The sequence below is a fragment of the Shinella sp. BE166 genome (assembly GCF_051201095.1).
Classification (GTDB): Bacteria; Pseudomonadota; Alphaproteobacteria; order Rhizobiales; family Rhizobiaceae; genus Shinella; species Shinella lacus.
Window position 1 is genome coordinate 13,832 of the sequence record NZ_JBPEHL010000018.1, and the last position, 14,436, is coordinate 28,267.

15 protein-coding genes are annotated in these 14,436 nt (G+C 58.9%); 12 read left to right on the plus strand and 3 right to left on the minus strand.

Features of this window, described 5'->3' with window-relative positions; translation table 11 throughout:
* The first annotated feature begins 12 nt into the window (after positions 1-12).
* From J2Y63_RS29420 to J2Y63_RS29450, 7 genes are all read left to right on the plus strand, one after another.
* Positions 13-384, plus strand: coding sequence for a hypothetical protein (locus J2Y63_RS29420; RefSeq protein ID WP_306041682.1), 372 nt, complete (start codon positions 13-15; stop codon positions 382-384).
* A 154-nt stretch (positions 385-538) separates the two neighbouring features.
* Positions 539-1,273, plus strand: a complete 735-nt coding sequence (locus J2Y63_RS29425; protein ID WP_306041684.1) for a virB8 family protein — start codon at positions 539-541, stop codon at positions 1,271-1,273.
* Positions 1,273-2,055, plus strand: coding sequence for a TrbG/VirB9 family P-type conjugative transfer protein (locus J2Y63_RS29430; protein ID WP_306041687.1), 783 nt, complete (start codon positions 1,273-1,275; stop codon positions 2,053-2,055). The genes J2Y63_RS29425 and J2Y63_RS29430 overlap by 1 nt, the downstream gene beginning before the upstream one ends.
* Entirely contained in the window at positions 2,052-2,879 is an 828-nt protein-coding gene (locus J2Y63_RS29435; RefSeq protein WP_435269007.1) for a hypothetical protein, read from the plus strand. Before J2Y63_RS29430 ends, J2Y63_RS29435 begins: the two co-directional genes overlap by 4 nt.
* Positions 2,816-3,472: a TrbI/VirB10 family protein gene (locus J2Y63_RS29440; RefSeq protein ID WP_435269008.1), complete on the plus strand. Its 657-nt coding sequence runs from the start codon at positions 2,816-2,818 to the stop codon at positions 3,470-3,472. Before J2Y63_RS29435 ends, J2Y63_RS29440 begins: the two co-directional genes overlap by 64 nt.
* The gene (gene virB11 / locus J2Y63_RS29445; protein ID WP_306124199.1) at positions 3,469-4,467 is read left to right on the plus strand and encodes a P-type DNA transfer ATPase VirB11; all 999 of its coding nucleotides are present in this window, start codon (positions 3,469-3,471) and stop codon (positions 4,465-4,467) included. Before J2Y63_RS29440 ends, virB11 begins: the two co-directional genes overlap by 4 nt.
* A 107-nt stretch (positions 4,468-4,574) precedes the next feature.
* Entirely contained in the window at positions 4,575-6,587 is a 2,013-nt protein-coding gene (locus J2Y63_RS29450) for a type IV secretory system conjugative DNA transfer family protein (RefSeq protein WP_435269009.1), read from the plus strand.
* Between the two features lie 50 nt (positions 6,588-6,637).
* On the opposite strand, the gene J2Y63_RS29455 is transcribed toward J2Y63_RS29450, so the two are convergent.
* On the minus strand, positions 6,638-7,396 hold the full coding sequence (locus J2Y63_RS29455; protein WP_298103138.1) for an SDR family NAD(P)-dependent oxidoreductase: 759 nt from the start codon (positions 7,394-7,396) through the stop codon (positions 6,638-6,640).
* A gap of 258 nt (positions 7,397-7,654) precedes the next feature.
* Between J2Y63_RS29455 and J2Y63_RS29460 the strand changes: the two genes are divergently transcribed.
* The 3 genes from J2Y63_RS29460 to J2Y63_RS29470 all read left to right on the plus strand — a co-directional run bounded on the left by J2Y63_RS29460 (position 7,655) and on the right by J2Y63_RS29470 (position 11,854).
* Positions 7,655-9,268, plus strand: coding sequence for an RcgA family putative transporter (locus J2Y63_RS29460; protein ID WP_306041697.1), 1,614 nt, complete (start codon positions 7,655-7,657; stop codon positions 9,266-9,268).
* A complete protein-coding gene (locus tag J2Y63_RS29465) occupies positions 9,258-10,259 on the plus strand; it encodes an alpha/beta hydrolase family protein (RefSeq protein ID WP_306041699.1) in 1,002 nt (333 codons plus the stop codon). Before J2Y63_RS29460 ends, J2Y63_RS29465 begins: the two co-directional genes overlap by 11 nt.
* Positions 10,260-10,636: 377 nt before the next feature.
* A complete protein-coding gene (locus J2Y63_RS29470; protein WP_306041701.1) occupies positions 10,637-11,854 on the plus strand; it encodes a molybdopterin molybdotransferase MoeA in 1,218 nt (405 codons plus the stop codon).
* A 150-nt stretch (positions 11,855-12,004) separates the two neighbouring features.
* Here the strand turns inward: J2Y63_RS29470 and J2Y63_RS29475 are convergent, their stop codons facing one another.
* Both J2Y63_RS29475 and J2Y63_RS29480 read right to left on the minus strand, forming a co-directional pair.
* Positions 12,005-12,307, minus strand: a complete 303-nt coding sequence (locus J2Y63_RS29475; protein ID WP_094542218.1) for a type II toxin-antitoxin system RelE/ParE family toxin — start codon at positions 12,305-12,307, stop codon at positions 12,005-12,007.
* A complete protein-coding gene (locus tag J2Y63_RS29480; protein WP_094542217.1) occupies positions 12,304-12,555 on the minus strand; it encodes an antitoxin in 252 nt (83 codons plus the stop codon). Before J2Y63_RS29480 ends, J2Y63_RS29475 begins: the two co-directional genes overlap by 4 nt.
* A gap of 50 nt (positions 12,556-12,605) precedes the next feature.
* Between J2Y63_RS29480 and J2Y63_RS29485 the strand changes: the two genes are divergently transcribed.
* Together J2Y63_RS29485 and J2Y63_RS29490 are read left to right on the plus strand one after the other, a co-directional pair.
* Complete coding sequence (locus J2Y63_RS29485; RefSeq protein WP_306041706.1) at positions 12,606-13,928, plus strand: multicopper oxidase family protein; 1,323 nt, start codon at positions 12,606-12,608, stop codon at positions 13,926-13,928.
* Between the two features lie 31 nt (positions 13,929-13,959).
* Entirely contained in the window at positions 13,960-14,436 is a 477-nt protein-coding gene (locus J2Y63_RS29490; protein WP_077546209.1) for a cupredoxin domain-containing protein, read from the plus strand.

Below are 14,436 nucleotides of genomic sequence, written 5' to 3' on the forward strand. Positions count from 1 at the left end.
AGGAGGTTTCTGATGAAGGGAACAGCCTCGATAGCGCTTGCGATCGGTCTTCTCCTGCCCAACACGGCGTTCTCGCAAGCGCAAAGCTCGATCCTGCCAGTTTTGACCGGCTCTTATGCTCCTGTCGATGGTGGTTGCGAAGCCGCAGCTGCCGCATTCATCTATATCGAGGATAAGGGAATCGGCGCGAATAAGACCGCCGGAAAGGTTCTGTCGGTCAAGCAGGACAACGATTCCTATGTGCTCGATGTGCTATGGATCGAGACTGGCTCCGACGAAGCCGACGGCGACCGTGACACTGTCCGGATAGAGGTGAAGGACGACCGGTCCTTCTTTTTCTCCAACACAGCCTCCAAAAAAACACTGATGATGTGGTGCAGCTAGTCTCCTGACGGCTGCACAACGGAGCTGATCGGCGTCAACAATCCATGCCATCCAATGCCCGCTGCACGGTGACTTAGCCGGCAGGCGCGCGTGCTTGGCTTGATCAGTAAACTATAGTTTATCCCGCCGAAGCGGCGGTCATTGGATATGTAAAATGAGCAACGCAGAGCCGACAGCGAACGCACCCGAAATTCCGCCCATCGACCTTTCCGCCTATTGGAAGGCCGGCGCCTCCTGGGAGGCGGAGCTGTATCGCAAAGAGCGCCGCTCCCGGAAAATCGCCTGGACCATCGCGACTGTCTCAGGCATTTCCACATTGCTCAGTTTATCGGCGCTTAATCTCCTCATCCCGCTGAAGCAGTTCGAGGCCGTGGTGGTGATCGCCGACAAGACCACCGGCTTCGTCGAGGTTGCCCGGTCCCTGAACGAAAGCAAGCTTTCGGAAAACGATGCGATCAAGACCGCCAATATCGTGCGCTACATCCGGGCGCGCGAAACCTACGATCCACGGGCGCTGAAGGACAATTACGATCTCGCCCAGCTCTATTCGACGGGCCAGGCGGCGGCGGACCTGCGGCATGAGTTCGAGCCGTCGAACCCGCAGTCGAAGGACAAGCTGCTCGGTCGCGATACCCGCATCGCCGTCACCATCAAGTCGGTGTCGTTTCTCAACGCCTCGACCGCGACAGTCCGCTTCTCGACGGAAACGCGGCGCGACAACACGCTCCGCCGTGAGCACTGGGTCTCGGTGGTCCGCTTCCGCTATACGACGGCGCCGCTCAAAAACGAATATCGCTTCGACAATCCGCTCGGCTTCCAGGTCGTCGAATACAGGCGTGACCAGGAATCGCTGCCCGAAGTTCTACCGGCTGACAAGGCGGCGCGCTGATGCGGAAATCTCTTCTTACCCTCGCCACCATCTCGCTGCTGGCCATTTCGAATCCCGTGACTGCCGCCGATCCGCGCATCCGTTACATCACCTTCAACAACAATGCCGTCGTCACCGTGCCCGCCGGGCTTGGCGTCTCGACGATGATCCAGCTCGGCAGCTCGGAAGTGATCGAAACGATCTCGGCCGGCGACACGGCCAGTTGGTCGATTGTTCCCAAAAAGGGCTCCGGCATCCTGTTCGTAAAGCCACTGCGCGAGAATGCCGAGACCAACGTCAACATTGTCACCAACCAGCGCGTCTATGCCCTGTTGCTGAAGGGATCGGCCGCGGCCGACCTGCGCGCTGCGTTCCAGGTGCGGTTCAAATATCCCGATGAGGACGTCAACGCTCGGCTGCTGGCCGCCGCGCAGGAGAGCGCCAAAGATCCGCTGCTCAAGGATCTCGATCCAAGCCGGCTGAACTACGACTATGTGTTCAAGGGCGACACAAGCCTGAAGCCGCGCGTCGCCTTCGATGACGGCACCCATATGTATCTGGAGTTTCCCGACGAAATACCGGCCATTTTCGTCGTCGAAGGCAAGCGCCAGGAATCGCTCGTCAACCTGCGCACCCAGGGCAAATACGTGGTGGTCGACAAGATCGCGGCGCAGTTCACGCTGCGCGCCGGCGACAAGTGGCTGTGCCTTTATAACCGGCAGGCCAATCGCCAGTCCTTCGATCTCATCGAGGACGCCTACGGGCCGAAGCGCCTCGGCAGCAAAGAGGAGCGCCAGCGATGAGCAAAGTCGATTTCGAGCATCTGGACGGGCAAAGCAGCGTCGCCAGCGACCGCAACGGCCGTCTCGGAAAGCTCGCCCTCCCCGTGCTGCTTCTCGTCGGGGCTGGCGTGCTCGCCTATGTCAACTGGCCGGCCGGCCCGCAAACCTCCAACCTCACCGAAGGCACCGGCGAGACCTTCGAGACATCCAACACCAGCATCCGCGAATTCCCTGACGAGCCGGTTAAACAGGCGGCCGATCCGAACCTCGTGCAAATCCCGGTCGAGGAAAAGAAGCCGGTGGACTCCGCCGCGGTCGACGTCACCGTCAACCCCGGCGATGACCTGGAAAAGCTGCGCCAGATCGAGGAAGAGCGTCGGCGCGCCGAAGAGGAGCGGCTTCGGGCGGAGGAGGCCCGCCGGCGTGCCGAAGAGGATGCACGGCTTGCTGCGCTGGAGGCAAAGCGCCGGGAGGACGAGGAGAAGGCTCGCTGGGAACGGCTGCGCTCTGAACAGATCATCGTCGACGGCTCCGGCCGCGAAAGCCTGGCGGCCGGCGACCCGTCGGTAACGATCGCCGATGACGGCCAGCTCGTCGCCGTCCCCGGCGCCGAGAGCGATGCCAACAAGGCTTTCCTCGCCCAGTCGGAAAAGCAGACCGCCGGCATCGTCAAGGCAACACGCTTCGACCGGACCGACGCGCTCGTCGCCCAGGGCACGATGATTCGAGGGTTCCTGGAGACAGCGATCAACACGGACCTGCCGGGCATGTGCGCGCCGTCGTGCGCGAGGACGTCCGTTCGCTCGATGGCGCTCGCATCCTCATTCCGAAGGGCTCCCGCCTGATAGGGGAATACAAGTCCGGCCCGGCGCGGGGGCAGAAGCGCATCTTCGTCGTCTGGTCGCGTGTCATTCGCTCCGACGGCATTTCCGCCGAGATCGCCTCGCCCGGCGCCGACCGTCTCGGCCGCGCCGGGCTGACCGGCGAGATCGACACGCATTTCTGGGAGCGCTTCGGTTCCGCGATCATGCTGTCGGTGATAGGCGGCGCGGCGGAATATGTCTCGGCGCTCGGCGACACCGCCACGGAAAGCGCCCGCTCGATCTCGACCGTCGATCCGATCACCGGCGTGGTGACGACGATCACCACCGAGCCGAGCCGCACCGCCGCCGAAGCCCGTTCGATTGCCGCCGAGAAATCATCGGCCATCCTGCAGGACATCGCCAACGAGGCGTTCAAGGAAAGTTCGAAAATCCCGCCGACGATCTATGTCGCCCAGGGCGAGTCGATCATCGTCTATCTGCGACGCGATCTCGATTTCTCCGCCTTCTACGCTGATCCGGTCCGGCAGGAGATGATGCGGCTGAAGCGCGGTGGACAAATCCGGCGCAACGTCGATCCGACGCCCTACTATCCAGTCGCGCCGGTCTACAAATGAAGCAGTTTCCGTTCCTCGACAAAGCACTGGAGCGGCTGAAGCCGTTTCTTTCGGATGAGCGCGTCTCGGAAATCTCGGTGAACCGCCCCGGCGAACTGTTCGTCGAACGCCTTGGCGTCGCTGGCATGGAGCGTGTCGTCGACACGCAGTTCTCTGCCGAATGGATACGGACGCTGAGCGAACGCGTCGCCGGCTCCACCAATCAGGTCGTAAACGATGAACGGCCCATGTTGTCTGCGTCCCTGCCGACAGGCGAACGCTTCCAGTGCGTGCTGCCGCCGGCCGCGCCCGATGGAGGCGCGATCTCGATCCGCAAGCAGGTGATCCACGATATCGGCCTGGATATCTATAAGAGCCGTGGTGCCTTCGATGACACTAAGGTCGGTCGGCAACTCACGCTCTCAGCAGCAGAGGAACAGCTTGCTGCCATGATGAAGGGGGATGTCGACGTCCTGCAGTTTCTTCGGACGGCCGTGCGCTCGCGCGTTTCGATCGCGGTGTCCGGTGGCACCTCAACGGGCAAATCCACATTCCTCAATGCACTGCTGAAAGAAGTGCCGGAGGAGGAACGCATCGTGACGATAGAAGATACACGAGAGCTCAGGCCGATCACCCCGAACACGGTTGCCCTGATTGCGTCAAAGGGCGATCAGGGGCGCGCCAAAGTCACGCCGCAGGAGTTGCTGGAAGCTTCGTTGCGCATGCGTCCGGACCGCGTAATGTTGGGAGAGCTTCGGGGTGAAGAGGCATTCTCCTTCCTGCAGGCGATCAATACAGGTCATCCCGGTTCCCTCACGACGGTCCACGCAAACAGCGCGCGAGATGCATACGACCGCCTGGCGCTGATGGTGCTACAGAGCGGCGTCACGCTAAGAAAGCAGGAGATCATCGACTACCTGAAAGAAGTCATTCCCATTGTCGTTCAGCTCGAGCGACTAACGGACGGTCGCCGCGTCGTCTCGGAAATCGTCTTCACCAAGGCGGACACGTTATGAACCCAGCGATCCTGCTGTTCGGGCTGATCATCGCCGCAGCGGCGGCGGCGTTCGTTGCCTCGCTCGCCTATGCCGGCCTCTGCTATGCCTTCGACGATTCGACATGGATGTTCCAGGCGCTGCAGGACGATATGCTGGCGTCCTATCGGGCCGCGCGGCTCGATATCGCCGCCGGCGACTGGCATCGGCCGGCGATAGCGACGGCGGCAGGCCTCCTCGCCGGCGGCGCCATGCTCGTCACCGCGATGACCGGCAAGAAGAAATCGACGGATGCCCGGTTCCTCGGCCCGCTGGAAGCCCGCGCCCTCGGCCTGACGCGCACCGGCGGTGTGTTCGTCGGCCGGATCGGCGGCAGCCTGATCAAGGTGCCGGGCGGCTTCACCCAGCGCGGCTCTGGCCGGCGACGGTTCTTGAAACCGATGCTGTTCGGCGGCAAGAAGCTCTGGATCGACGGCGACGACGTAGGCGGCTTCGTCATCGGCCCGCCCCGGTCAGGCAAGGGCGCGTCGCTCATCGTGCCGAATTGCCTGCTATGGCCGGACAGCATCGTCGTGCTCGACATGCGCGGCGAGACCTATGAGGCGACGGCCGGCTTCCGCTCGAAATTCTCCCGCGTCCTGCGTTTCTCGCCAGCCGACGAGAATGGCGATACCGAATGCTATAATCCGCTCGACTTCGTCGCCATCGATCCTGATCAACGCGATATCGACATCAACTCGATCGCGATGGCGCTGTTGCCGACGCCCAAGGGCGATGCCTATTGGATCTCCGACGCCCGTGCGCTGTTCGCCGGCGTCACGTCCTGGGTATTGGAAAACCCCGATATTCTCGACAAGGACAAGAATCTCGGCACGGTCCTCAATGTCGTGGAGGGTGGCGATCAGCCACTCCGCGAATGGCTTGAGGAAGTCGCCAATCCGGAGCTTCGCGAAACTTGGATCAGTTCCTTCACCTATACCACCCTCGCCCGCTTCGCCGTCATGGCCAGCAAGCAGTTCGATGGTATCTACGGGTCGCTGGCCGCAGCGGTGCGGCCGTTCAAGAACAATCGCATCCTGCGCGCGACGGCGCGGTCGACCTTCGACATCCGCGCGATGCGCCGCGAGAATATGAGCCTCTATCTGGATTTCCGCATCCAGCAGATCGCCTCGATCGGGCCGATCTTTAATGTGCTCATGGTCCAGTTCATGGACTACATGTCGCGCAACATGATGAAGCGCGGCGAGCGGCGCGTGCTGGTCCTGCTCGATGAATTCCAAAACCTGGGCAAGCTGGAAAATGCCCTCACTGTTGCTACCGTTCTCGGTGGCTATGGCATTCCCTGCTGGTTCTTCGTCCAGTCCCTGCGGTCGATCGACAACGTCTATACCCGCGAGGGACGGCAGGCCCTCGTCAATTCGGCGCGCGCTCAGATCTTCCTCGGCGCGCAAGACCCGGAGGATCAGCGCTACGTGTCCCAGCTGCTCGGCGAGCGGAAGGAAGTTACGGTCGATAAGGCCGTTTCGACCGGCGTGACTCTGTTCGATCGCAAGGGTGCCACGATGTCCCACAAGACTGCGATGCGGCCCCTGATGCGCCCCGATGAATTGGGTTCGATGAACGAGACACGATGCATCATCAAGCTCCGAAATCAGCAGCCGATATTGGGCGTACGGAATTTCTATTATGCTGATAAGGAGCTTACGAAGCGCGCATGGCTGCAGATGCGAGCGCCATCAAAGGAAACGTCGGTTGAAGGCGTTGGCAATTTCGAGTTCGAAGTACCAGAGGCTGGGCCGTCTCCTGTCAGCGCTTCGCAGATCATATCGATACCCGGAGCAAAATTTGCTGCGAATAGCTCGGCGGTTCTCAGGAAGCCGCCGAGTCAATTGCAACCCGAGCAATTTCATGAACTGCCCGAGGGTGCCAATGAGACCCCGCGCCCCGGCCAGAACAGCGACCCGTCCTGCACAAGTCCAGCTCCGGACTTTAAATCGGCGTTGGACGCAAGCGCTCTACGAAAGGCCGGGGCAGACCAATCTATCGAGAAGATCTTGACCATATTCAAAAGCTCTCCCGCGAAGAAGCGGGCGGCGAAAAAGGTCCGGAAAGAGGTCACGCTCGCGCTTGCCGATGAATGATTTCGGCTTCACGCGGATTTGCTGAAACTGCTTCTGGTTGCTATCCCGGGTTAGCGAATATAGCTGCCGCCATTGACATCGAGGGTGGCACCGTTGAGCGACTCCTGAGAGTGACGCAACAAAAACGCGACAAGTTCAGCTATTTCGGATGCTTCGGCCATATCCCCTATTGGAATGTCCCCTACAGCTTCTCCCTTGTCATGGGCGGCGATGTATTTCTCTGCCATCTCCGTTCGGACGAGGCCAGGTGCGATAGACACCGCTATCACCCCCTCACGAGCGAAGCTTGAGGCGATGGATTTGGTGAGATTGATGAGCGCGGCCTTGGTCGCGCCATGAGGCAGTATGTCGGCGGCGGAGCCACGCTGACCGGCTTGGCCTGCCATGTTAATGATGCGCCCACCACCCTCGGTTCGAAAATGCCTGATCGCCTCCCTACAGAGATCGGCCGCAGCAAAGAGATTGAGTTGAAACTCCATTTGCCATGCGGCCTTCCAGGCCGCGGCTGAATTCTCTATCGGAATTTCGGTACGGATACCCGCATTGTTAATGACACCGTGAATACGTCCCGCGAAAGCAACCGCTTTCCGCCACAATGTGCATGGCCCCTCCGAAGTCGAAAGATCGGCTTGCACCATCAAGCCGTCGCCACCAATACGGGCCAATAGTGTCTCCGCCGCATCCTCGTCCTGGCAATAGTGGATGATTGGCCGCGCACCCTCCGAGGCGAGGCGCTCCACGATTGCCGCCCCTATGCCGCCCGACGCGCCGGTGACCAGGACTGTCTGACCACGCAAAGGCTTGCCCATATTTCGTTCCATAATAATGACACCGTCTCGAATTTCCACACACGCGTTGGACCACGAGAAAACACAATCGGCTGCCAAGTACCGCGGCGCGCCGCATGATCGGTTGAGGGGGGTTCATCGAAACAAATGACCGTCGACCGAAAACAGCCTGCGTAATCGTGGGATCTGTTGCGGGGGGAACAGGCCTCTATTTGGGAACGAAGGCACGACAAGATACGAAATCTAGCGAAACGAAACGAAACGCGAGCCACTAAGTCTTTGTTGAACAACGGAAAGTTTTTTCTCCCTCCGCCGAAGGACGGGAGTGATTTCAAAGAACTATTCAAACGAACGGCCGCGGCCGGAGCGGGACGGCCGCTTGGCAGCGATGGATTTCCAGCAGGACCATGGACGCCGGAGCTACTTGCAGAGGCGATTTCACAGATTGATGCCAACCGGATTGGGATCGACCTGCGCACGGTGCAACTTTGGTTTCAAGAGAACGACAAGGGAATCAGCACCGCCAACATTCGTTGGCTGGCAAGGATTTTTGGGTGCGATGATCCGGTCGCAACCAGCGAATGGCAGATGGAGTTGAGTGAGGCCCAATCTCGATTAACGGCCAAGAGGCGAGACGGGAGGAAAGCCGGAAGCAGCGTTGCACCGGAAGCCCCAGATATAGCACAAAATGCGACCGCCCCTGATGAGACGATGCCCTCGGTAGGGTTGGCAGGGGATGCGGACGCCAAGACGCCAGTTCGGCGTTTGGGTTTGGCGATGAGATCAGAGGCGCTTTTTAGCTCCGGCTCTCCCTTGAATTTGCCAGCGGCGGTGTTTGCGGGCGCCACCGCTCTTGGGTTTTTGTCCTATGTTACGGGGGTTCACAGCGCGAGTTACGACCGAATGGACGGGGTCGTTAAGCAGGTCGGGTTTCTCTGGGCGCCAAATTGGACATTCGTCTTCATGGTGTTCCTGCCACTATTCTTCGTGTTCGTGATAGAGCTTCTGGCCTTCTGGAAATTCGAGGGGCGTCTGAAGCTTGTCGCGCAGGCCGACGGGACGGACTCCCACGATGCTTGGGCGCGCAACGTAGAAAGCTCTTCCTCTACCTATTGGGCGGTTTTTCTGGTTTGCTTTGTATTCGCTGGGATTGTTCAGTGGATCGAAGTGTGTTTGATCCCGCTAATGAAAGGCGGCGGCGAATATGCCATGGACTGGGGAAAATTAGCGATCGTGCGCCCTGATGTCATATCAGTGCCGGAGGCGATGCTATTCACAGGGATTGCATATTTGTACATGGCGATCTCTTTCTATATTTTCTTTGCAGGCCTCATTTTGCTTTACACGATCGCTTATGATTTTTGCAAAATCAGAAAGAAACTGGAAACGCGACCTGAGGTGGATTGCCGATCCCAGCTCAACGAAGTCGGACTGACCCTGATCCGGGGAATTTTCAGGTGTACTGTTTTGGGGATTTTGGTCGCCATATGCATGAAGGGCCAAAGCTCGTACCTGACGTCGGCCGGCGAGAATATTGCGGCTTGGTTGATCAGAGATATGTCAGCGGCTATTTTTGGGCTCGACAATCTGAGCGGCACGATCGGCTATAGAATGCCGACGCACTACAGCAGCCTTCTTGTCGTTATTTCCACCTGCATCGTTTTTTTGTTTGGCGCCATCGGTTTGGGTACCGGAAACCGGTTTCGTGTACCTTTGTGGAAGATGTCGACGGTCGTAGCGTTGCTCGTTGCAGGCTACTTGTTGATCGGTGCTTTTTCTGGTTTTTCGATCCTTTTGGGCCTTGGAGTGCTTCTTGCGCTTTACGGCCTGTTTGATCCGGCGTTCGGCCGTTGGCGGGCGAGTGAAGTAGGGACCAATCTGAATGTTTCATAATTGGCTTGATCGTTGGGATGAGCGGCGGGCAAAGCGCGGTGAGGAAGGCAAGAAAGCAACGGTTTTCGCGCTCGACGCGGAACGGGCCTTTTCAGGCGCTGCGAAGATCGGGAGTATCGAGGAGTTTTGTCTTCTCGCCGACCAAGCCGTGGCTGATCAGACTTTCTTCGATGAGCCGACTAGGAGCGATCAAGGTTTTAAACGGCGAGATGGATGGCTCAAGTTTCCATCGGACACCCTGACCGACATCGACGAGAATAATGTCGTCTGGGCGAGGATCACCGAGAGTGGATCGCTCGACCGAGCGATGGTGGTTTTTCACCATTGGAATGCAAGTGCGCGGAATAATCAGCTTGCTAGGTTCTTTTCCAAGCGAGGCATAACGGTTGTGGAAATTGCTATGCCGTATCACCTCGAGCGCAGCCGTCCGGGGTCCACGCACGCCGACTACATGCTTAGCGCGAATCTCGGTCGAACGATCCAATCGATAAGGCAGGGGGTATGGGATGGGCGCAAACTCATTCGTTGGTTAAAGAGTGAAGGCTACAGAGAGATTTCTGTTCTCGGTATGAGCCTGGGCTCCTGGGTCGCAGGCCTCATCGCGGCGCACGACGCGACCGTTTCTAAGGCCTCGCTGTTTCTGGCGGCAGGAAGCCTCGCGGATATGGTTTGGACCGGCCGTGCCACGCGATCAATTCGAGAGAGCCTTGAACCGGATATTGAGCTTACTGATCTCAGGAGAGCCTGGGCGCCACTTAACATCGAGAATTACGCGGATCGTTTGGCACGACCGGATCTCATTCTTCACGTTGTGCTGGCGAAGAGAGATAAAGTGGTGTTGCCAGAGCTGTCGGAGAGGTTAATACAGAGGCTGACCTGCGCAGGCGCTAGACCAAGTATTTTGCAATTGAACTGTGGTCACTATTCACTCGCTATGCCGCCTTACATTCTGTCGGCGGGTTTGAGCTTGAAGCGGTTTCTGTCATTTTGATAGCCCTCGGTAAGCTATTGCCCCCGCTCCACCGGCGTACCTATGGTTCCTTTTGGCTTGACGGGGTTGGGATGTCCAAGAAATGGAGGGTCCAAAATAGGGGCGCCGCCCTTGACCTTCCAACACTAGGAATCGGTACGGTGCGCTCCATGTCATGATTCTCACGGACATGGAGTGCACTGTGTTTATTCAGCCCATCGACTACCTGCTTTTCATCTGGTTCGTCCTTTCAGGCTTGAGCACGGCATATGTTGCCTGGGATCAATTCAGGAACAATCCAGAACCGGCCGTGATGAAGTGGGGCTTCATCCTCGTCACGCTCTACCTCGGTCCAGTTGGACTCTCTCGACTGCGGGCAAGCCTACGCTGCTCGCCCCATGCTGTCGGTTGCCGATGCGGTGAGCCGCGCCATCAGCCTCTGTCGGCCAGTGACCGCCAGCGAAAATCTAGAACTGTTCTCTGCTGCGGGAAGAGTTGTGGCCGCCGACATCCGCTCGCCCTGTGCCTTGCCGCGCTTTGATCATTCGGCGATGGATGGGTTTGCGGTCCGCTCGGCAGATTTTTCCGGCAGTGGTCCCTGGACCTTTCTGGTCGCAGACAGAGTGGCAGCCGGAGATCAGGCCAGCAGCCGCAGTTTCGAAAGTGCTGAGGCCGTGGAAATCTTCACCGGCGCGATGATCCCGGCCGGTTTCGACGCCGTGATCATCCGTGAAAAATGCTCGCGGCACGATCGCGAGTTCACCACCGCCTACCGGCCCCGCCCAGGCGAGAACATCCGCAGGGCGGGCGAAGACGTCGACCAAAACTCTCTGCTGTTCAAGGCCGGGACGGTTCTGACAGCACACCGGATTGCGCTGCTCGCGGCCGCAGGCTTGTCTCGGATTTCCATCGTTCGAAAGATCCGACTCGGGTTCATCACAACAGGCTCTGAACTGAAAGAGCCGGGTGAGCACCTGGCAGCTGGCCAGATCTACAATTCCAACCGCTACCTTCTCGCCTCCATGCTGTCGCATCCCTGGCTTGAAGTCCGCGATCTCGGGGCGACGCCGGACACGATTGAGGCGACCACCGATATCATTCACAGCGCTGCTACGGAGCACGATATCGTCGTGACGTCAGGCGGGATGTCCAAGGGTGGCGAGGATCATGTGCGGGACGCGCTAACACGCAGCGGCGGGTCGCTCGGCGTGCTTGATGTCGCCATGCGGCCGGGTAAGCCGGTTTCCTTCGGCACGCTGGGGTCGGCGCTCTTTATCGGGCTTCCTGGGAATCCCATGGCCGCCGCCGTGACACTTGACAAGATTGCGCTGCCGGCGATCAGGGCTGTGGCCGGGATCGAGCGTTTGGATCCCGTCTGGATGCCGGCGATCTCCGACTTTGGGTTGCGCAAGAAGGAGGGCCGAACGGAATTCGTCGCCGTCCGCCTTCAGAGTCGCGACGCTTCTGGCACTCCCCTGCTTGCAATGCTGGGCCGCGGATCGTCGGGAAGCCTGTTGCCCATGGCCCATGCCGACGGTCTGGCAATCCTGCCACCGGAGCTCGTAACCCTAGAACGGGGCATGCCCTTGCGTTTCGAGCCATTTGCCATCGGGTAATCTCTTAAAAAATCTCATCACGCCACTCGAAGCGTCAGATTCGCTGCTCTTGAAGGGATCCGAACCGACGACACCTTTTTGATCGCTCGAAGACAAGGGCTTATCTAGCACGCGCGCAGGAGTTCCTCCCGTCGTGAAAACATCACTCGTTTAGACGGTCAGCCAACGCCTCATGAGATCCATTCGTTCGTGAAGAATCGCTACGATGAGAGCGGGCGCATGTTCTCGAGGCAGACAGAAGAAGTAGTGGTGCTGGCATCGCGCCATCCGCAGCGCCGGATAGAGTGCGCTCAGATCCTTGAAGGGAACTTTGCCCGCGGCAATGTCCTCCATTCCTCGCTCCAAAGCCGAGACGTAGTGACGTACCTGGGCGGCACTCCATTGTGTCCGTGTGTAACGGATTACCGAGCGAAGATCGGATTCTGCCTCTGCGGTCAGGATGTAAGCCGTCAAGCGCGACCTTCGGCGATCTCCTCGTCGAGGATCTCACCTACGGTTTTGGTCGACAGTTTTCCGGCGAGCCCCTCACTGATGCGCGTATTCATCAACGTCTTTAACTCTTCCCAGGCCAGTTCTCCCTCGACGTCGCCAGGAAACAGGCGCTCAAGTGCGTACTGCTTGATTGTCTTGCCCTGCAGAGCGGCTAGCGCTTTGAGGCTTTGATGTTGTTTGTCCGTTATGTCGATCGTCAAGCGGCTCATTTCACATACTCCCGAAGTGACGGACCCACATTAGCACATATGTGGTTTAGTTGCCACCATTGCAGCGTTATCGTAAGACCTGGGCGCAAACGTCCAACATGGGCTTGCCGGAAGCCGCTCTCATGGACTCGGCGGCCACGCAAACCCCGGTAAAGCCGACGGTCGGCCCAGATTACAATCCGGTCGTCACCCTCAACGGTTGGACCTTGCCGTTCCGAATGAACAACGGGGTGAAGGAATTCCACCTCGTTGCCGAGCCGGTGGAGCGGGAGATGGCCGAAGGCATGACCGCATATCTTTGGGGGTACAACGGCCAGTCACCGGGTCCGACCATCGAAGCAGTCGAAGGCGACCGGGTTCGCATTTTCGTGACCAACAAGCTGCCGGAGCACACGACCATTCATTGGCACGGTATGATCCTGCCGTCGGGGATGGATGGTCTTGGCGGGCTGTCGCAGCCTCACATCCCCTCTGGCAAGACCTTCGTTTACGAGTTCGATCTCGTGAAATCCGGCACCTTCATGTACCACCCGCACTCGGACGAGATGGTACAGATGGCGATGGGGATGATGGGCTTCTTCGTCATCCATCCCCGGGACCCGAAGTTCATGCCGGTGGATCGGGATTTCGTCTTCCTGCTCAGCGCCTATGACATCGATCCGGGAACATACGTGCCCCGGATCATGGAAATGACCGACTTCAACCTCTGGACGTTCAACACGCGCGTCTTTCCAGGGATCGATCCGCTCGTCGTTTCCAAGAACGACAGGGTTCGTGTTCGCGTCGGTAACCTGACGATGACGAACCATCCAATCCACATGCACGGCTACGATTTCGAGGTGACCTGCACCGATGGCGGCTGGGTCAGGCCGGAGGCGCGCTGGCCCGAGGTCAGCATCGACATCCCTGTCGGTGCGATGCGCGCCTACGAGTTCGACGCGAAGTACGTCGGCGACTGGGCGATCCATTGCCACAAGTCGCATCACACCATGAATGCCATGGGTCACGAGATCCCGACATTCATCGGGGTCGACAAGAAGGAGGTTGCAAAAAAGATCAGGCAGATCCGTCCCGAATACATGCCCATGGGGACGGCCGGCATGGCGGATATGGGCGAAATGTCGATGGAAATACCGGAGAACACCGTCCCCATGATGACCGGGTGGGGTCCCCACGGCCCGATCGAAATGGGCGGCATGTTCTCCGTGGTGAAGGTCCGCGAGGGTATCTCAGCGGACGACTACAGCGATCCGGGTTGGTACGAGAACCCTCCCGGCACGCAGGCGTGGGAATGGACCGGGAGCTTGCCCGAGCCTGTCAAAGCGAAAGATGCCAAGACACAACTTCCGTCTGGCCATTCCAATCACGGTTAACTTCCTCCCAGAAACGACAAAGGAAACGATTATGAAACGCATTCTAGTTGGTCTGCTACTCTCAACGTTTGCCACCGCTGCTTTTGCATCCGGTTCGCATGAGGGCGGTCATGGCGAAATGGCCGTTGGCGAACCCGGTGAAAAGGCCAAGGCGTCCCAGACCATCCGTGTCACGATGAAGGAAACGGATGACGGCAAGATGATCTTCACACCAAGCACCTTCAAGGTCCGCCAGGGCCAGACCGTTCGCTTCGCGATCAAGAATGCGGGCGAGGTCGATCATGAATTCGTGCTCGACCAGGAAGACAAGATCATGGAGCACAAAGCCGTGATGGAGAAATTCCCGGAAATGGAACACGAGGATCCGAACGCCATTCGCCTCGCGCCCGGAAAATCCGGCGAGATCGTCTGGAAGTTCACCAACGACGGCGTGTTCAAGATCGCCTGCCTCGTTCCCGGTCACTACGATTCCGGCATGCACGGCGACGTCACGGTCGCGAAGAAATAA